The organism is Nocardia yamanashiensis (assembly GCF_021183565.1).
GTDB classification, from domain to species: Bacteria; Actinomycetota; Actinomycetes; order Mycobacteriales; family Mycobacteriaceae; genus Nocardia; species Nocardia yamanashiensis.
Window position 1 is genome coordinate 4665444 of record NZ_CP089226.1, and the last position, 18119, is coordinate 4683562.

Genomic DNA, 18119 nt, shown 5'->3' on the forward strand with positions numbered 1-18119 from the left:
TTGCGGGACAGGTCAGGCGGTGGCCAGGGTGAAGGCGGCGGTGCGGACCACGTCGCCGTGCTTGAAATCGAGGAAGAGGCGGTAGACGCCCGGGCCGGGGACCACGGTGTGGAAGGCGATGTCGGGGCCGGGGGCGGTGACGCCGTCGCCGGGCTCGCCGTTCGGGTGCACGTGGATGTAGGCGAGGTCGCCGGCGCGCAGGATCACCAGGTGGCCGAAGGCGGCCAGGTAGGGCTGGAGGTCGGTGACGGGCGCGCCGTCCTTGCGCACGGTCAGGGTGATCATGCGGCCTTCGCCCGCAACGAGATCCCCGTCCAGGGCGACCTCGTAACCGTCCACCACGGTGGTGCGTGCGGCCGCGGGTACCGGCTGCGGGGCGTAGTCGCCGGGGATGGCGAAGTCCGCGCCGAGGGTGATGGTGCGGCCGAGCGCGGTCGGGGCGATATCGGTGAACGCGCGGTACGCGCCCGCCGCCGGAAGATTCAGCTTCACCTGCCAGGTGCCGTCGGCCGCGAGCTCCGGGTGAACGTGCCAGAAGCCGGTGAGTTCACGCTGCACGACGATGAGGTGCAGGCGGCGATCGTGAATGTCGTCGTACGCGGTGACGGCCTCACCGTCCGGGCCGAGAATCCGGAAGCGAAAGTCGATTTCACCCGCAGCGGTGATGGTTTCGGCCAAGTCGAGGGTGTACCCGTCCTGGGTGACCTGCAACCCACCGGGCAGCCCGCCGCCGTGCGCGTCATGACCGGCATGGGCGTCGTGACCGGCGTGAGCGTCATGACCGGCATGGGCGTCGTGACCGGCGTGAGCGTCATGACCAGCGTGAGCATCATGGCCGACGTGGGCCGCGTGGGCACCGTGGGTGGTGTGCGCGGTGTGGTCGCCGTGGGCGTCAGCCGGGGTGGCGGTGTGGGTGGTGTGCGCGTTGGTGGTCATTGCCCCAGCCTCTTTCGTGATCTACTTCGTTGTCCGACAGAAAGAAAGTTAATACCCCCTGGGGGTATCTGCAATACCCGGGGCGGTGATCCACGTCACCCGGGTTCGGATCACGCTGACGGCAACCGTGGCCGCGGCCAATCCGTTCGATGAACATCGAACCCATGGCGAGCGAGAGCGATTACCGGACAAGCCTGTTCGCGGTGGGCATCGAACTCGACGGGGACGGTTTCCACCCCGCCGACGTATTGCGAAAACGCGTGAATGCCGCGGAGAACGCGGGTTTCACCTTCGCGACCTTCGATGATTCCCTCGCGCCGGAGCGGCCGGTGCCGGGCGGGCGCATCGATGCCGTCACCCGGGCCGCCTTCGTCGCGCCCCGCACCAGCACGCTCGGTTTGGTGCCGGTGGTGGCGGCCACCTATGCCGAACCGTTCCACCTCTCCTCGCAGCTGGCGACCCTGGATTACGCCTCGCGCGGCCGGGCGGGCTGGCTGGCCGCCGACGATCCGGCCACCGCGCGTGCTTGGGGCGCGACAGAATTGCGCACCGAAGCCGAAATCAGCAGGGAGCGCGTCGATTCCATCGAGGTCGCGCGCCGGCTGTGGGATTCGTGGGAGGACGACGCGGTGGTGCGCGACTTCGCCGCCGGGAAGTTCCTGAACCGCGACAAGCTGCACTACGCCGACTTCACGGGCGCCACCTTCTCGGTGAAGGGCCCGGCCATCGTGCCCCGCCCGCCGCAGGGTCAGGTGGTCGTGTTCGCCTACGAGACAACGGGTTCCGACGGCGTCGACGTCGCACTGGTGAGCGGCGCGACCGTGCCCGACGCGCTGGCGGCGGTCGACCAGGCCCGTACCTCCGGCGTCCCGCGCGTCCTGGTCGATCTCGAGATCGCGCTGGGCGCCGAGCCGAGCCGCACCTCCAGCACGAATTCCCCGGCCCGCCTGCACTTCTCGGGCTCGACCGCCGACCTCACCGTCCTGCTCACCGACCTGGCCGCCCGCGCCGACGGCGTCCGCCTGCACCCGGCCTCGATCGACGCAGACCTTCCCGCCCTGTCCCGCCACGTGCTGCCCGCCCTGCTGCGCTCGGGCCACGCGCACCGCCCGGTCCCCGGTTCCACTTTGCGCGCGAACCTCGGCCTGCCCCGCCCCGTCAATCGTTTCGCCAAGGAGCTCAACCGATGACCGAGGTCCCGTTCCCCGACGCCCAGGTGCATTTCGGCGTCTTCTTCCAGGGCGTCAATCACAGCACCATCTGGTCGGATCCGAGCAGCGGTTCGCAGATCGACTTCGAGACCTTCCGCCACGTCGCCACCACCGCCGAGCGCGGGCTCTTCGACGCGTTCTTCCTGGGCGAGGGCCTGCGCCTGCGCGAACAGGACGGACAGCTCCTGGATACCGATATCGCGGGCCGCCCGGACGCCATCACCCAATTGGCGGCGCTGGCGAGCATCACCTCCCGGATCGGGCTGGTGGCCACCCAGAACACCACCTACAACGAGCCCGCCGACCTGGCCCGGCGATTGGCTTCCCTGGACGTGCTCTCCGGTGGCCGCGCCGGCTGGAATGCCGTCACCACCGACAATGCCTGGACCGGCGAGAATTTCCGGCGCGGCGGGTTCCTGGATCACGCCCTGCGTTACGAGCGCGCCGCCGAATTCCTCAGCGCGGCAAGAGAACTCTGGGACGCCTGGGACGACAGCGCACCCCGCACCGTGGAGCGCGATACCGCGCACTTCCGCTTCGCCGCCACCCCCACCGTCCCGCGCAGCGCCCAGGGCCATCCGGTGATCTTCCAGGCGGGCGTCTCCCCCGCCGGCCGGGATTTCGCGGCCGCGCACGCCGAAGTCATCTTCTCCCCCTTCGGCACCCATTTCGAGCCCGCCCGCGAGTTCGCCACCGATATCCGCGCCCGCCTGGTCGCCGCCGGCCGCCCCGCCGACGACATCCGCATCCTGCCGGGCACCCAGATCGTGCTGGCGGAAAGCGAATCCGAGGTGGCGGAGAAGAAGCGCTGGGTGCTCGAGCAGCAGATCACCGGCGCGACCGCGCTGTCGCTGGCCGGGCAGGTGTGGGGCAAGGACCTCTCGCACCTGGACCCGAACGGCCCGTTGCCGGCCGAAGACCCTGAGCAGAGCACGATTTCGGGCACTCGCGGCGCCCAGCGCGACGGCCAGGATCGCACCGCCATCGTGGCGCAGTGGCGGGAGCTGGCCGAGACCAAGGGACTCTCGTTGCGCCAGGTCGCCATCGAGACCACCGCCCGCTTCGGTTTCGCGGGCACCCCGGGTCAGGTCGCCGACGAACTCACCCGCTGGGTCCGGCACGGCGCGAGCGACGGGTTCAATATCACCCCGTATCTGGTGCCGACCGGTTTGGACGACATCGTGGATTGGCTGATTCCCGAACTGCAGGAACGTGGTTCGTACCGCACCAGCTACACCGGCGCGACCCTGCGCGAACACCTGGACCTACGCCCACCCCTCACCCGCCGCTGAGCTCGGGGAGCTCACCGGTGGCGTATCGGGCGTAGGTCTGCACCGGCGTCACGGTGATGACGTCCGCGACCGCGACCAGTTCGGCGGGCACCATGCCGTGCTCGAAATGCTCGACGCTGGGCACGATCACTGCTTCCAGGGCCAGCCGCGAGACAAGCATGCGCAGCCGGTGCAGCGGGCGATCGGTGCACGGACCGAACACCACCGTCTTGCGCAGGTCGTAGCCGAGCCGCTGCGCGACGCCGCGGATCTGCGCCTCGTCCCATTCCTGCCGAGCCCCGGATACGTCACTCCGCAACCATCCGATGGCATTCGGTTCCGTTGTCATGGCTATCCCTCGAGGAGGTCTACGGCCGAAGTCGGTCGCCGACTTCAACGTTCATCCATGCCGCGCGATCGATCGACGGCGTGCGGTGGGGAAATTAGTGGGCAATCGAGGGTCATGGCGGCACGGCAAATCCGTGGAAAGCCTATTCTCGGGATAGGTCCAGCACGAGGAGCCGCATGCCGTGACCGGTCGCAATGAGCTGCTCCTGGCAGCTCGGCTGCACATGGAGTCACCCGGATCGCCCGGCCGATCGATGACGCGCCGGGAGTTGGCGGACGCCGTCAACGACCATGTCCTGCGCGCCACCGGCAAGCGCGGAGCGGTCGACGAACGGCATGTCGGCAAATGGGAGCGAGGCGAAACGACATGGCCCAGAAGGCATTACCGGGCCGCACTGCGCGCGGTGCTGAACGTCACCACCGATGCCGATCTCGGCTTCGGCACCGGGCATCCGGCGGCGGATGACGCGAGCGTGAACCGCAAGCAATTCCTCTCCAGCGCACTCGTGGTGACCACGGGCGCGGTACTGGCCAATACCGCGCCCACCGAGACCGAACTGATCGACACCCTGGCGGGGCCGACCGCCAACTACCGGCGGATGGAATCCTCGGTGCCGTCGGATCGGCTGGCGCCGGTGGTGGACGCGCACCTGAATCTGGTGTCGGGGGTGGTGCGCGACCGGCTGCGGACTTCGGGCGGGTTCCGGGTGCTGTCCGAAATCGCCGGGCTGGCAGCGTGGCTGGCGGCCGATCGCGGGGACGACGCGGCGGCGCGGCGGCGGTACGTGGAGGCCATCCGGCATGCGGAGCGGACGCACCATCCGCTGCTGGTGTCGTATATGACGGCCAGCCTGGGGCATTACGCGGTGGAGATGGGTGACGGGCGGGCCGGACTGGTGCTGTTGCGTACGGCGGCGGGGCAATTGGGGCGCGACGCGCCCGACAGTGCGATGGCGTGGCTGACCTCGCTGCTGGCCATCGCCCATGCCGCCACCGGGGAACGGCAGCACGCCCTGACGGCATTGCGGCGGGCCGAGCGGCTGGTGGAGCGGCAGCGCGGAGAACCGCAGTGGCCGTGGGTGTTCGCGTTCGATGCCCCGAAAGCGGCGCGGTATCAGGCCAGCGCTTTGACCCGGCTCGGCGATAATCGCGCGGCGCACGCGGCATTCCAGCTGGCCGACAGCGCCCTGACCGCCGAGAAGCCGCGGGCGCTGGCCAAGGTGGAGCACGCGCAGGTGCTGGCGCGCAGCGGCGATATCGAGGCCGGATGCGCGCTGGCGGCCGAGGCGCTGCTGGTCGGGTTGACCTATCACAGCGAGCGGATCACCCGCACCGCCAGGGCATTCCGGGCCGGGCTGCCCGCGCGTACCGTCGAGGCCAGGGCGCTGGACGAAGCCCTTGCCACGCTGTACGGACGAGATGAACAATGACGCGCATCGCCATCACCGGGCATCGCGGCCTGTCCACGCCGACGCTGGCGCTGGTCGGGGCCGCGCTGCGGGACGCGGTGGCCGGGCGGAGTGGTGACCTGGTGGGCGTGAGTTGCCTTGCGGACGGGCCGGATTCGCTGTTCGCGGACGCGGTGCTGGACGCGGGCGGGCGGCTCGAAGTGGTGATTCCGGCGCACGAGTACCGCGAGAGCCTGCCGGTCGAACACCATCGCACCTACGACCGGCTGCTCGCGGCGGCGAGTTCGGTGACGCGACTGGACTTCCGGGAATCGGCGCCCGAGGCGCACCAGGCCGCGAGCTTGCGCATGCTCGACGATGCGGACGAACTGCTCGCGGTCTGGGACGGCGAACCGGCGCGTGGATTCGGCGGCACGGCCGATGCGGTGGCGGCGGCGATCCGGCGCGGCAGCCCGGTAACCCGCGTCTGGCCGTCTGGCGCGCAGCGAGATTGAGCCTGCGGGCCGCACGCCGGACAGTTTCGCGCGGCGAGGTCAGCGGCGGGCGGGAGTGCGGCTGCCGGGCTGGAAGGCGGCCGCGCCGGGGCCGAAGAAGGCGATGAGCAGGAGGCCGACACCGAAGGCCGATGCCGCCTGGCCGCCATTGCGGTACGCGTTCCACCAATGGTCGGGGTGGTCGGCCGCGTGCACGAAAATGTAGGCGTAGGCCATCATTCCCGCGCCGAACAGGCCCGCGGCGAAGGTGTACGTGCCCAGGATCAGCAGTACGCCGACCACCAGTTCGAACAATCCGGCCCACCACCACGGCCATTCACCGGGGGTCGCCTGGGGTGCGGTATTCGGCCACCCGGCCAGCGCGGACGTGCCCGAGAATACGAAGTTCACGCCGAGCACCAGCCGCGCCAGCAGCAGTACATACGGCCGGAGTTCCTGTGCGTGACCATCATTGCCCGCCATGGGCTACCTCCCAGCGTCGCGGTTTCCACCTAGCTTTGCGCATGCAGACCTAACGAATCGCGATTGTCGCAATCCTGCCGCAAATCACGGGTGAGGACGCGGTAACGTGCGAGTAGGTGTGAGCCATCCCCCACCGACTTGACCTCGACTTCGGTTGAGGAACCAGGATGAGGGAACCCGCGGCCCCGCCCAGCCACGTACACCCCGAGGGCGGGGTCGCGGGATTTCCTCCCCGACAGCAGGAGGACCCAGCATGACGAGTGCGCCCATCATCGTCGCCATCGACGAATCCGCCGGATCCGCGGTGGGCTGGGCGGCGCGGACCGCCGCACTGCATCACGCACCCCTGCACCTGCTGCGCGTGCTCGAGGTGACCGCCGCCGAAGGCCTCGGCCTGGGCTCGGTCCTCACCGAATCCGATTACGAACGCCTGGAGGAGCACGGCCGCTGGCTGCTGGAGGCCGCCGCGCTCGAAGCCGCCACCGCCTCCGCCGAGATCGCCATCACCACCGAACTCACCCCCGGCATGGTGGCCCCCACCCTGATGGATCGCTCCGAGAAGGCCCGCATGCTGGTCACCGGGGCGCGCCCCGCCGGTACCCTGCGCCGTGCCCTGCTCGGCTCGGTCAGCTCCGCGCTGGCCCGCCGCGCCCACTGCCCCGTGACCGTGATCCGCGACGGCGTGGTGTTCCCGCCCGACACGCGCACCCGTCCCGTTCTGGTCGGCGTGGACGGGACCGCCGTCAGCGAACCCGCACTGGCCGCCGCGATGGACGAGGCCGCCGCCAGGGGTGTCGACCTCATCGCCCTGCACGCTCACGACAACAGCGCGGAGGATCCCGGCACCGACGATTACGTCCTGGCCGAAAGCCTCGCGGGCTGGCAGGAGCGCTACCCGGAGGTCCGCATCCAGCGCGAGGTGGCGAACGACCGCCCCGAACGCTCGCTGCTCGAATGGTCCACCGGCGCACAGCTGCTCGTGGTCGGCACGCGCGGTCGTGGCGGATTCACCAGCAGGGTCTTCGGTTCCACCAGCCAGTCGCTGTTGTTGTCGGTGGAGTGCCCGATCATGGTGGTGGGCGGGGAGTAGGGCGGTCAGTGCGCGGCGGTCAGCGTGAACTCGGCGAGCACCGCCGCGGCCGCCGCGCTGCCCTGGATGCCGGGAAAGGCATTGATATCCACGATCAATGGCCGCCCCTCGACCTCGAGCAGGTCCACGCCGAAGATGCGCAGGCCGAAGACTTCACCGGTGCGCAGTGCCAGCTCGCTCCACGGATGGACGCCGGCGAGCGGCACGTCCGGAACCTTCGGTCCCGTGGCGAGTTCGGACCGGCGGCGGGCGGCGAACACCTGGTCCGCGACCACCCACAGTTTGTGATCCCAGCCGTCGCCGGGGGCGAAATCCTGTAGTACGACGGGTTCTTCGGGCCAGGCGGCCGTGAGGGTGCGCAGGCCGGCGGGGTCGTCGAGGCGGGCGACCAGGTCGTCGCGGCGGCTGTGCCTGCTCTTCACCACCAGCGGGCGCTCGATGCTGGTGAGTTCACGCAGGGTGGGCAGGGCGGTGGTCGCCGGAAACGGCAGGCCGGATGCTGCGGCCAAGTGCGCCATGCTGATTCGGTCCTGGCAGAACTCGGTGGCCGCGGCCGAGTTGAGGACGGGGACGCCGCGACGTTCCAGGTCGCGCGCCAACGAGATCGCCTGCGGGGTGCGGGCTTTCAGCAGATAGACATCGGCGGGATCGGCGGGGATGGCGGACGCGTCCGGAGCCAGGTGTTCGACCCGATGCCCGCCGCCGCGCCAGATCTCCGTCGCGGCGGCCAGCAGCGCATGCGCCGGATCACCGGTCAGCAGGCCGATTCTCACAGCGCCCGGCTCGCCAGCTGTTCGGCCGCCGGCCATTCCGAACCGGTCCCGGCCAGTTCGACGATCGCCTGCGCGACGGTGGCGACGGCATCGGGCACCTGCCGGAAGCTCGGAAAGTCGTTGACGTCCACCACGACCGGGCCGTCGGGGCCGATCACGATGTCGACCCCGAACAGGTCCAGTCCGAAGACCTCGCCCACGCGGGCGGCGATCTTGCGCACCTCCCGGCTCAAACGCACCGGACGGTCGGCCGAACCGTCGCCCGCCAGCGGCGAGGTCCGTTCGGTGCCGAACAATTGCCCGCGCACGCTGTAAACCTTCAGATCCACACCGGAATTCGGCACATAGGGCTGTGCGATGTGCACGCCGTCCGGCCCTTCGCCGATCATCACGTCCAATTGCTCCGGTCGCCTGATCAATCGCACCCCGCGCCCCGAACTGCCGTCGGCGGGCTTCACGACCAGCGGATACCGCGATCCGGGCACCCGCGCCAGATCCCGCAGCCGCGCCGCCGCCCAAGTGGCCGGGACCGGCAGCCCGCTGTCGGCGGCGATCATGGCCGCCTGCACCTTGTCCCGAACGCCCCGAATGGATCTCGCGTCGTTCACGGTGGTCAGCCCCGCCGCCGCGGCCGCTTCCAGCAGGCCCAGCCCGGGGCCGCCGGACACCGTCTTCAGCACCCAGGCGTCGTGCCGTCCGCGCCGTACCAGGCTGTTGAGGTCCAGCAGCTCCGCGCCCGGCCGCACCACATCCACCCGATGCCCCCAGCCGATGAGCTGCCGCGCCACGTCCAACGGCATTCCATCGTGGCGATACTGCTCCTCCACCAGAAAGCAGAATCTCATCCGCGCGGCCATCACATCTCCCCGTCCCCGCCGGGTAGTTCACCCCCTGCGGCCCAACACTTTTGCCGATAGATCTGCCAAGATCATCCGTTCTACCGCGGAAAGCGCAACACGGCGCGGGCCGGCGTACCCGGGGCGGCCGGAAAATCGAGTGATTTCTGTCGGACCCTCCAGGAATACTTGCGGCAACCCGATGAGTTGAGCGAACCGAACCCGTCTGTCCTTGTGTGGCCTTCCGGCGGCGGAGTCGGTGACTCGCCGTTGGCCACCCGACGCCCGACCCCACACCTGTACCGGAGGTTTCCGAATGCCCGCCGATCTATCCGTGCGCTCACCAGGGCGGACGCCTACGGTAATCCGATTATTGGTGCTCGCGACGTTCGTGGTGATCCTGAACGAGACCATCATGATCAATGCGATCCCGCGGCTCATCACGGATCTGAAGGTCACCGAGAGCGCCGCCCAATGGGTTTCCACCGCGTTCATGCTCACCATGGCGGCGGTCATCCCGGTCACCGGCTGGTTCCTGCAGCGGGTCACCACGCGGCGGGCGTACGCCATCGCCATGGGCGTGTTCATCGCCGGTACCGCGCTGTCGGCGGTCGCGCCGTCCTTCGCGGTGCTGCTGATCGGGCGCGTGGTGCAGGCCGGCGGCACCGCGGTCATGATGCCGCTGCTGATGACCACGCTGATGACGGTGGTGCCGGAGTCCGATCGCGGCAAGGTGATGGGCAATGTGACGCTGGCCATTTCGGTGGCGCCGGCCATGGGTCCGGTGATTTCCGGGCTGGTGCTCCAGGTGGGTTCCTGGCGCTGGCTGTTCGTGCTGGTGCTGCCGATCGCGGCCGCGGTGACCTGGCTGGGGCTGCGCAAGCTGGAAGATATCGGTGAACCGCAGACCGGTTCGATCGACTGGCTCAGTGTGGCGTTCGCGGCGTTCGGTTTCGGCGGGCTGGTCTACGGGCTGAGCAAGTTCGAATCCGGTGGCGCGGTGGTGCCCGCCCTGCTGGTCGCGGGCGGCGCGGTGCTGATCGCGGTGTTCGCGGCCCGGCAGATCCGGTTGCAGCGCAACGGTTCTCCGCTGCTGGACCTGCGCATCCTGCTCTCCGGCACCTATACCAAGGCGCTGGTGCTGATGTCGGTGGCGTTCCTGGCCATGCTCGGCTCGATGATCCTGCTGCCGCTGTACCTGCAGATCCTGCGCCATCTGTCCCCGCTGCAGACCGGCCTGCTGATCATGCCCGGCGGTCTGGCCATGGGCCTGCTCGGACCCACCGTCGGCAAGGTCTTCGACCGTTTCGGCGGCCGGGTGCTGGTGATTCCCGGTTCCATCGGCATCACCCTCGCCCTGGCCGGTTTCACCCAGATCTCGCTGTCCATGCCGTACTGGCAGCTGCTGGCCCTGCACATCCTGCTGATGGTCTCCCTGGCCGCCGCCTTCACCCCCGTCTTCACCCTCGGCCTGGGCGCCCTGCCCCCGCACCTGTACTCCCACGGCAGCTCCATGCTCGGCACCCTCCAGCAGGTGGCCGCCGCCTTCGGCACCGCCCTGGTGGTAACCGTGATGTCCACCCGCCGTACCCAATTGATCGAATCCGGAACGGACGAGGTACAAGCCCACCTCGACGGCATGAAACTGGCCTTCGCCGTCTCCGCCGCCCTCTCCCTCCTGGTGATCGTCATGGCGGTCCTGCTCCCCAACCGCTCCTCCGGCGACCCCCACGGCACACCCGTCCCCGACGAAGAGGAACTCCGCACCCCGGAACTGGTCAAGGACTGACCATCCCCTGAGTACCCGAGGCGGATCCGCACCAGCGGATCCGCCTCGCTCGCTATTCCGACCCCGCCCGTCAATCGAGATCGACTCGCACCGTCATCAAGTCCGTGCCCACCGCCCGCACCGCCGTGCTGTTGGCCCGCGGCAGCGTGCGCAAACGTGCCACCGGATCATCGTCGAGGACCAAATGAGCGGTCCCGGTATACCAGCGGCCGCGAATACGCAGGCGGACCTTGTTGTCGGCCTTGATGTTCCGGATGTATTGGGAGCGGTCGCCGAATTCGGAAACGAACCAGAAGGAGGTACCGGTGCGGCGGCCGCCGATGGGGGTGATACGGGGTTTGCCGGTGGTGCGGCCGGTGGTTTCCAGGAGGGTTTGGATGGGGAGGCGAGAGAGGATGGGGTTGCCTATGCGGCGTTGGAGGGTGGTTACGACGGCATGCTGGAGATCGGCGCGGGTCACCATGGTGCGACGCTAACAGGGGGTGGTGGATCGGGTGAAGGTGTCGCTGTTGGTGAGGACGGCGTGGGCCCAGGGGAGGGTGAGGAGTTCGGGGGGAGCGCCGGGGTGCGGGGGTTTGATGGCTTGGTCGGCGACCAGGTGCCAGGCGGCGTGGAGTTCGCCGTCGCGCAGGAGGCCGGTGAAGGAGCAGATGGCGGGGATGTCGCCGGCGGCCACGAAGGCGAATTGGGCGCAGGGGCCGGAGTGCAGGCCTTGGATGGGGACCTGGGTGCCGGCGAAGGCGCTGTCGCCGAGGGCGGTTTCGAAGGTGCCGGTCAGGGTGCCGTCCGAGTCGTCGGTGATGGTGAGGCGCGAACCGTACTCGTTGCGCCAGAGACCTTTCCAGTCGGTATCAGCCATGGGGAGCGGGTACCCAGAAAACGCGAACGGAGTCGCCCCTGATCGAAAGGGGCGACTCCGGACCGGACTCAGTGCGTGGGGCGGGTGGTGGCGCGGGAATCGCGCCAGTGGCCGAGGTCGAAGTAGAGGGTGGTCCAGGTGTCCCACAGCTGCGGCCACTCGAGCTTCGGGCCCTTGCACTTCCAGACCGCGACCATGCGGTCGATGCCGGGAGTGCCCATGGGATCGTCGAGCTCGACTACCCGTTCCACTTCGGCGAAGCGGGATTTCAGGTCGGCTTCGGCGGTGTTGAGGCCGACGAAGACGATCGTGGTGGTGTCATTCGGCGGGGGGCCGAAGAATCCGAAGCCGCGGCTGGGGCTGAAAGTGGCGGGCAGGTCGTACTTGCCGCCGAACTGTTCGACGGCGCCGCCCTGCCAGTAGCCCTGGGTGATGATGGCGGAGTGCGCCTGCTCCTCGGGCGTCAGGGTCCGGTAGCCGGTGTCGACGGCGGCGACCATGCGCGACCAATTGGTGGTTCCCCACAGGGCCGAACGGATGCCGAGATCGATGGGAGTCACGGTCTGGCTGCGCCAGCTGGGCGGCAACGGCACCAGGACGAGCGTGCCGATGAAGGCCGCCGCGGTGATCGCGATGAGCGGAATGGTGGCCAGGTTCATCCAGCGTTTCCGGTCGAACTGCCAGAAGGCGACCGCACCGAGCGCGAACATGGCGGGGAAGAAGCCCGTGGGATAGTAGGGCCGGCCGTGCGTGGCCACCACGAACACGGTCATGAGCAACATCGCGATCGCGATGAACCGGTACGGGCGCAACGACTCCTGTTTGAAGACGCCCCAGAATCCGAAGGCGATCAGCGGGACGCCCAGGAAGCCCGCGAGCACGAGCCACTGCGGGAAGAATCCGAGCGGACCGTAACCGGTGGCGTCCTGCTCGGCGCCGATAATGCTGCCCATGGCCAGCTGCGGCCAGTTGTGCTGCGACTGCCAGTACAGAATCGGGACCGCCGAGAGGGCGAGGATGCCGGTGGCCACCCACAGCGCCCGCCGCCGCAGGATCTCGCGCGGACCACACAGGACGACCGCCACGCCGAGGCAAGCCCACACCAACGGGACCATCCACTTGACCTGCATGTCCAGCGCGGCGACCAAGCCGGCCGCGATGATCAGCCGGTCCTGGCGGGTGCGCACCCAGCGGATCAGCAGCCAGGTGATGACGGCGGTGAGGGTGGCATCGAAGGAGAACGTGCTCAAGGCGCACTGGGTCACCAGCAGGTTGGACGTCGCATAGGTGAACGCGGCGAGCAACTGGATCCGGCGGCCGGCGCGGAGTTCGTAGGCGATCAGCGCCGACAGCACGATGGCGCCGACGCCCATCACCACGGCCGGAACCCGCACCGCCGTCACCGATCCCGGCGCCAGCACATCCGCGATATGCGCGAAGAAGGCCACCACGACGCCCTGGTCCGCGTACGTGTAGTCGAGTCGCCGTCCGGCGGAAAGGAAGTAGAGCTCGTCGCCGAAGAACTCGTAGCGCCCCGCGGCAACCGTCAGCACGACCAAGGAGATCGCGGACATCAGCGCCACACCCCGGAATGCGAACGGCGGATGGGCATCGGTAATGGCTTCCGGTTCGGTCCGAACCGTGACGACCGCTGTCATTAATTGTCCCCGACTAACTTTCCCGATAGATACGCGACGATCCCACGCCCGGTGGTGACGTCACATCTGTTCGCTGACGAACCGATTCCTCCCCGGCAGCGAACTCGATGGGCACGAACGCCCGCAGTCTGCTCGGATTTTGCAATTTTGCGAAACGTTAATGCGTCGGACTGACATTCGCAAATGCTACGGACAGCGATAGCCATCCGCTTTCAATTTGAAACACCAGGTCAGGGCGATGACACTGACACAGCGTGCCAAAACGACCGATTCAATGACCGATTCGGTGCGCGATATAGGAACGGATCAGCACAGGGCGATAGCCCAGCCAACCCAATAGAATTCGGGGCTTGCCGACAACCCGATCACAAAATGTGGCGTAGCTCGCATCAACTAATACCACCAGTCCCCCACCTTGTCCGGAGATGCCTTCTCGCACTCCGAATTCCGATGCTGTTTGCCGTCTGTTCGCCTACCGATACGCTGACCGATCCGTCGTCCGCCCGGCCCGTGATATGCGTGTGTTCGCCAGAAAAAGATCCATGCAATACCAGCCAGTAAGGAACACATACCAGATGGAAATCCTCGGAGTCCTCTTCTCGCTCTTCGGAAAAGGCGTCGGAGTGCTGAGCTCCGGATCCGACTACATGGCCAATCGCCGCTGACACCCGGGTCGGCCGTATCGGCCGGCGCAGTGCTCCCGGGGGTAGCACTGCGCCCCGGCGCCACCGATGGTGCCGGTGACATCCGGGGCGCGAAAGGAAGGATCAGCCGAGGTCCGGGTGGCCGACCCACTCGGTGATCGTCCAGCCCTTCTTCGGGTTGCCCTTGAGGATGACGTGGCCGCCGTTGCGCATCGGGTCGCTGCCCAGCTTGCTCTTGTCGGCATTGTCGGCGTTCATCATGGCCCAGAACATGATGGTGCCGCCGTGCGAGAAGATCACCGGGTTGGAGCAGCCGCGACGCTGCACGTCGAGCAGCGCCTGATCGACGCGGCCGTCGAATTCATTGCCGTCGATGGAGCCCGGAATGCGCGCGCTCAGATCGCCGGAAAGCCATTTGATCGGCGCCTGCAGGTACCCGGACATCGCCTCGGCTTCCGGGGTGCCCTCGTACTGGCCCGCCTCGATCTCCCGGAATCCGGGCTGCACCTCGAGGCTCAGGTTCTTCTTCGCCACGGTCGGCGCCGCGGTCTGCGAGGTACGCACCATATTCGAGGCGAACGCGCAGTCGTACTTCTTGTCGGCCAGCTGGGTGGCCAGCTTGTCCGCCTGCGCCTTGCCGCGAGCGGTCAGGTCGGGCCCGGGCACCTTGGTGTCGATCAGACCGGAGGTGTTGCCGGCGGACTCGGCATGGCGCACCAGGGTGATGACCATGTCGCCGCTGCTGAGGGAGCTGCTGCCGGAGTTGCCCCCCGAGCTGCCGAAGTCGATGTCGGCAGACGCGACGCCGGTGGTGGTGGTTGCGACCGCGGTCGCCAGCACAGCGATGGACAGGCGAATGGATCGGATTCGCATAGGTGGGAATGCCTTTCATCAGGGGAACGCCAATTCAGGTATGCCAACACCGGAATTGGAGTGTCGCCCATCACAAAAGCAGCTATTTTCCCGAATCGGCCGTGGGGTCCCGTTCATCGGGATCAGCGGCAATGTGCCCCCGGTGGGGCACGTACAGCATCTACAACATCGCGAACCCGCCGTGAGCTGCGGATTTCCGCCGATATGCCGATTGTTCGGCGGGTTCATCGCCGGTCGTTGTAGCTGCTGGCTCCAGCTGCCCCTCGAGAGAATCAGCGACTTCGCGATCGCCGGCGCACCCGGTGGCTGGGCGGGCCGGAGATCGTTTTCGGTCAGATGTGCGCGACTGATACCTGATTCGGCTGTCCATCGCGTGCCGCCGATTTCGGGATCAGGGTGGTAGCGATCAAGCCGAGCAGGACGAATCCTGCTGCGAGATAGCCGCCCAGCTCGATGCCGTCGGTCATCGCAGTACGGCCCGCCTCCGCGATCGGCTCGGTCTGTGGTTGGGCCGCATACCCGGCGATTGCCGCGCCCGCGCTGTTGGTGATCGCGTGCGCGTGCTGTTCAGCTTGGACGGTGGGTATGCCGTCCGCGGTGAGGTGGTCGGTGACCTGCGATCCGAGCGTGGTGAAGAAGACCGTGGTCAGGACCGCGATCCCGAGCGCGGAGCCGAGTTGGCGGAAGGCACTCTGGATGCCGGAGGCTTGGCCGTTGTCGTTGTCCGGGATGTCGGCCAGGACGACATTGGTGACCTGGGCGGTCGCGAAGCCGACACCGATGCCGTACAGGCACAGGATCAGCGCCAGCGACCACCATGAGTTGTCCGGTGAGGCGAACAGTGCCAGCGCACCCAGCCCGATGACCTCGAAGGCCAGGCCGAGGCGGACCAGGTTGACAGGCGAGACATTCTTGTCGGCCAGGCCGAAGCTGGCGCCGCTGGCGATGAAGCTGCCGATGGCGATCGGCACCAGGGCCAGACCTGCCTGCACCGCGCTGTAGCCGAGAGTGAACTGCAGCCACAGCGGCAGCACCGCGACGATGCCGAACTCCCCGAGTCCGATGATCAGTGTGGCGATATTGCCGTTGCGGAACGACGCCAGCTGGAACAGGCTCAGGTCCATCAGCGCCTTATCGGCGTCGCCGGCCCGGCGCAGGGCCACCTGCCGCCCCAGGAATCCGGCGAGCGCGACCACGCTCAGAACGAGCGCGACCAGCACCGGCGACGGGCCGCTGTCCCAGGTGAAGCCACCGATCTCCAGCGTGTGATTGGCGGTGATCCAGCCGTAGACACGGCCCTCGACCAACCCGAAGGCCAGCAGGCCCAGGCCCAGCACCGACAACACCGAACCGAGGATGTCGAGCCGTCCCGGCATCCGGGGCGAACGCTCGATGCACGCCATCACACCGATCACGATCACCACGGCGAGCGGGACATTGATGCCGAAAGCCCAGCGCCACGACACATGCTCGGCGAGCCAGCCGCCCAGCAGCGGGCCCAGCGCGGCCGCCGCACCGATCGTGGAACCCCAGACGGCGAACGCCTGACCACGAGCTTTACCGGTGAATGTGGCATTGAGCAGCGCCAACGAGGTCGGCAGGATCATCGCCGCACCCGCGCCCTGCAGGAACCGCGCGACGACCAGCAGTCCACCACCGGGTGCGAGTCCCGCCAGGATGCTGGTAACGCCGAAGACAACCACACCGGCGACGAATACCCGCCTCGCGCCGATGATGTCGGCGACGCGGCCGACCACCAGCAGCAGCGCCGCGAAAACGATCGCGTAGGACTCCTGAATCCATTGCGCCTCAGTGGAACCCGTGTTCAGGTCCTCGATGATCGACGGGATGATCACGTTCACGATCGTGGTGTCGACCACGATCAGCGCGACACCGAGGGCGATGGCGAGCAAGCCGAGCCAGTGCAGCAGTGGTGTCTTCGCCTCCGGCTGCGTCTCGCCTGTTTCCATCTCGTCCACCGGACACCTACTTCCATCATAGAATAATTCCATGGCGAAAGTACATACGAGCGGAGTAGGTTGTCAAACGGTGTCACCGGTGTCGCTCCGGTGCGAGAAAGGTGGGCAGGGGCAGATGAACCACCCGGTTGCGCGGGATCAGCAGGATCAGCTGACCGAGGGTCTGCGCGCCTACGGCGCGAACTATCGGGAATTCAGCCGACGGTTCGCGGCGTGGCTGGGTCTGCATTCCACCGATGCCGAAGCGCTCATCGAGATCCTCGGTGCGGAAGAACGTGGCGCGGCTTTGTCGCCCGCCCGCCTGAGCGAACGCATCTCGTTGTCCCAGCCCGCCACGACGGCGCTGTTGAATCGGCTCGAACAGGCCGGCCATGTGATGCGCACGCGCGAGCACAACGACCGGCGCGTCATCACCTTGCGCGGCAGTTCGGAGGTGCACGAGCTTGCCGACGAGTTCTTCCGTCCGCTCGGCGAGCAGGTCGCCGCCGTCATTGCCCGGCACTCCCCCGAGCAGCTCCGGCTGTTCGAGAACTTCCTGATCGAACTTACGAGCGCGATGAACAGTCGTCTCGCCCAGCCGCTTCCGCCCTCACCGTTACGAGATGCTCAGAGCGGCTGAGGATTACGGACTCGACATGCGGGTGATCCAGGCGATCAGGTCGGCTTCCACCTCGTCGCGGTTGATCTCGTTGAGGATCTCGTGCCTAGCGCCCGGGTAGACACGGTAGGTGATGTCGGTCAGCCCAGCCTCGCGATATCGGTCGATCAGCAGGTCGCTCAACCGCAGATTATCGTTGAGCGGATCCCGATCACCCACCATCACGTAGACAGGTAGATCGGTGGGAACGGTTGTCGGCTTCGAAAGCCGTTCGGCGGCAACCGTTGCCAAGAGCGTCATGTTCGCCGGGTCGAGATCGAACCCGCACCACGGATGCGCCACATACGCGTCGACCTGCGCCTCGTCACGGCTGAGCCAGTCCGCCGTCGTGCGCGTGGGCTGGAATCGAGCATTGAACAGCCCCAGCAGATCTCCATCGGCCTCGGCGATCATGGCGAACAGCTGGTCGACCGCGGTGGTACCGCACAGCACGACATCGTCGACGAGGCCCGAGTGTTCGAGAATGTACTGCTGAACCGCGAAGGATCCAAGGCTGTGCCCGAACAGGATGACGGGAATCCCGGTGTGCTTGGCGCGCAACAGCCCCGTAAGCGTCACAAGGTCCTCGACCAGCAGGTTCCATCCGTTCTCACCGAGGTCGCCGGGCGTGCCCGCGATGCTGTGGCCGTGCCCGCGATGGTCCGGGGCGTAGACGGCGTATCCGGCGTCGGCGAGGCGCTCGGCGAGATGACTGTAGCGAGCGGCGTATTCGCCCATCCCGTGCGCGATCTGCACGATCCCGGCCGGCTCCCGGTCGGCTGGCAGCCATTCCCGGACATGGATGACAGTGCCGTCGCTGCTGGTGAAGGTGGACATGGGAGATGCTCCT

At 67.7% G+C, this 18119-nt stretch carries 18 protein-coding genes; 7 read left to right on the top strand and 11 right to left on the bottom strand.

The window, feature by feature from the left end:
- Positions 1 to 12: 12 nt before the first annotated feature.
- Positions 13 to 936: a hypothetical protein gene (locus tag LTV02_RS22090; RefSeq protein WP_233033467.1), complete on the bottom strand. Its 924-nt coding sequence runs from the start codon at positions 934 to 936 to the stop codon at positions 13 to 15.
- Between the two features lie 149 nt (positions 937 to 1085).
- Here LTV02_RS22090 and LTV02_RS22095 point away from each other — a divergent pair, with 149 nt between their 5' ends.
- Positions 1086 to 2126 (top strand): LLM class flavin-dependent oxidoreductase, encoded by a 1041-nt coding sequence (locus LTV02_RS22095; RefSeq protein ID WP_233033468.1) that lies wholly within the window; start codon positions 1086 to 1088, stop codon positions 2124 to 2126.
- Positions 2123 to 3439 (top strand): NtaA/DmoA family FMN-dependent monooxygenase, encoded by a 1317-nt coding sequence (locus tag LTV02_RS22100; protein WP_233033469.1) that lies wholly within the window; start codon positions 2123 to 2125, stop codon positions 3437 to 3439. Before LTV02_RS22095 ends, LTV02_RS22100 begins: the two co-directional genes overlap by 4 nt.
- On the opposite strand, the gene LTV02_RS22105 is transcribed toward LTV02_RS22100, so the two are convergent.
- Positions 3426 to 3767 carry a hypothetical protein gene (locus LTV02_RS22105; RefSeq protein ID WP_067710618.1) on the bottom strand — a complete coding sequence of 114 codons (342 nt, stop codon included), beginning with the start codon at positions 3765 to 3767 and terminating at the stop codon, positions 3426 to 3428. The genes LTV02_RS22100 and LTV02_RS22105 overlap by 14 nt on opposite strands.
- A gap of 181 nt (positions 3768 to 3948) precedes the next feature.
- Between LTV02_RS22105 and LTV02_RS22110 the strand changes: the two genes are divergently transcribed.
- On the top strand, positions 3949 to 5196 hold the full coding sequence (locus tag LTV02_RS22110) for a hypothetical protein (protein WP_233033470.1): 1248 nt from the start codon (positions 3949 to 3951) through the stop codon (positions 5194 to 5196).
- The gene (locus tag LTV02_RS22115; RefSeq protein WP_233033471.1) at positions 5193 to 5669 is read left to right on the top strand and encodes a hypothetical protein; all 477 of its coding nucleotides are present in this window, start codon (positions 5193 to 5195) and stop codon (positions 5667 to 5669) included. The genes LTV02_RS22110 and LTV02_RS22115 overlap by 4 nt, the downstream gene beginning before the upstream one ends.
- Before the next feature lie 39 nt (positions 5670 to 5708).
- Here the strand turns inward: LTV02_RS22115 and LTV02_RS22120 are convergent, their stop codons facing one another.
- Positions 5709 to 6131, bottom strand: coding sequence for a DoxX family protein (locus tag LTV02_RS22120; RefSeq protein WP_067710615.1), 423 nt, complete (start codon positions 6129 to 6131; stop codon positions 5709 to 5711).
- A gap of 253 nt (positions 6132 to 6384) precedes the next feature.
- Here LTV02_RS22120 and LTV02_RS22125 point away from each other — a divergent pair, with 253 nt between their 5' ends.
- Positions 6385 to 7221: a universal stress protein gene (locus tag LTV02_RS22125; protein WP_233033473.1), complete on the top strand. Its 837-nt coding sequence runs from the start codon at positions 6385 to 6387 to the stop codon at positions 7219 to 7221.
- Between the two features lie 5 nt (positions 7222 to 7226).
- On the opposite strand, the gene LTV02_RS22130 is transcribed toward LTV02_RS22125, so the two are convergent.
- Entirely contained in the window at positions 7227 to 7994 is a 768-nt protein-coding gene (locus tag LTV02_RS22130; protein ID WP_233033475.1) for an ATP-grasp domain-containing protein, read from the bottom strand.
- Positions 7991 to 8851, bottom strand: a complete 861-nt coding sequence (locus tag LTV02_RS22135) for an ATP-grasp domain-containing protein (protein WP_233033477.1) — start codon at positions 8849 to 8851, stop codon at positions 7991 to 7993. Before LTV02_RS22135 ends, LTV02_RS22130 begins: the two co-directional genes overlap by 4 nt.
- A gap of 295 nt (positions 8852 to 9146) precedes the next feature.
- Here LTV02_RS22135 and LTV02_RS22140 point away from each other — a divergent pair, with 295 nt between their 5' ends.
- On the top strand, positions 9147 to 10619 hold the full coding sequence (locus LTV02_RS22140; RefSeq protein ID WP_233033482.1) for an MDR family MFS transporter: 1473 nt from the start codon (positions 9147 to 9149) through the stop codon (positions 10617 to 10619).
- A gap of 70 nt (positions 10620 to 10689) precedes the next feature.
- Here LTV02_RS22140 and LTV02_RS22145 read toward each other — a convergent pair whose 3' ends face one another.
- From LTV02_RS22145 to LTV02_RS22165, 5 genes are all read right to left on the bottom strand, one after another.
- Positions 10690 to 11082, bottom strand: coding sequence for a nitroreductase/quinone reductase family protein (locus LTV02_RS22145; protein ID WP_233033484.1), 393 nt, complete (start codon positions 11080 to 11082; stop codon positions 10690 to 10692).
- Between the two features lie 9 nt (positions 11083 to 11091).
- Positions 11092 to 11478, bottom strand: a complete 387-nt coding sequence (locus LTV02_RS22150) for an avidin/streptavidin family protein (protein WP_233033486.1) — start codon at positions 11476 to 11478, stop codon at positions 11092 to 11094.
- A 68-nt stretch (positions 11479 to 11546) separates the two neighbouring features.
- On the bottom strand, positions 11547 to 13136 hold the full coding sequence (locus LTV02_RS22155; RefSeq protein ID WP_233033488.1) for an ArnT family glycosyltransferase: 1590 nt from the start codon (positions 13134 to 13136) through the stop codon (positions 11547 to 11549).
- A 767-nt stretch (positions 13137 to 13903) separates the two neighbouring features.
- Positions 13904 to 14653, bottom strand: coding sequence for a histidine phosphatase family protein (locus LTV02_RS22160; RefSeq protein WP_233033490.1), 750 nt, complete (start codon positions 14651 to 14653; stop codon positions 13904 to 13906).
- A gap of 332 nt (positions 14654 to 14985) precedes the next feature.
- A complete protein-coding gene (locus LTV02_RS22165) occupies positions 14986 to 16623 on the bottom strand; it encodes an MFS transporter (protein WP_233041663.1) in 1638 nt (545 codons plus the stop codon).
- Positions 16624 to 16663: 40 nt separating this feature from the next.
- Between LTV02_RS22165 and LTV02_RS22170 the strand changes: the two genes are divergently transcribed.
- Positions 16664 to 17251, top strand: a complete 588-nt coding sequence (locus LTV02_RS22170; protein ID WP_233033492.1) for a MarR family winged helix-turn-helix transcriptional regulator — start codon at positions 16664 to 16666, stop codon at positions 17249 to 17251.
- A 3-nt stretch (positions 17252 to 17254) separates the two neighbouring features.
- Here LTV02_RS22170 and LTV02_RS22175 read toward each other — a convergent pair whose 3' ends face one another.
- Complete coding sequence (locus tag LTV02_RS22175; protein WP_233033494.1) at positions 17255 to 18106, bottom strand: alpha/beta hydrolase; 852 nt, start codon at positions 18104 to 18106, stop codon at positions 17255 to 17257.
- Positions 18107 to 18119: the final 13 nt, after the last annotated feature.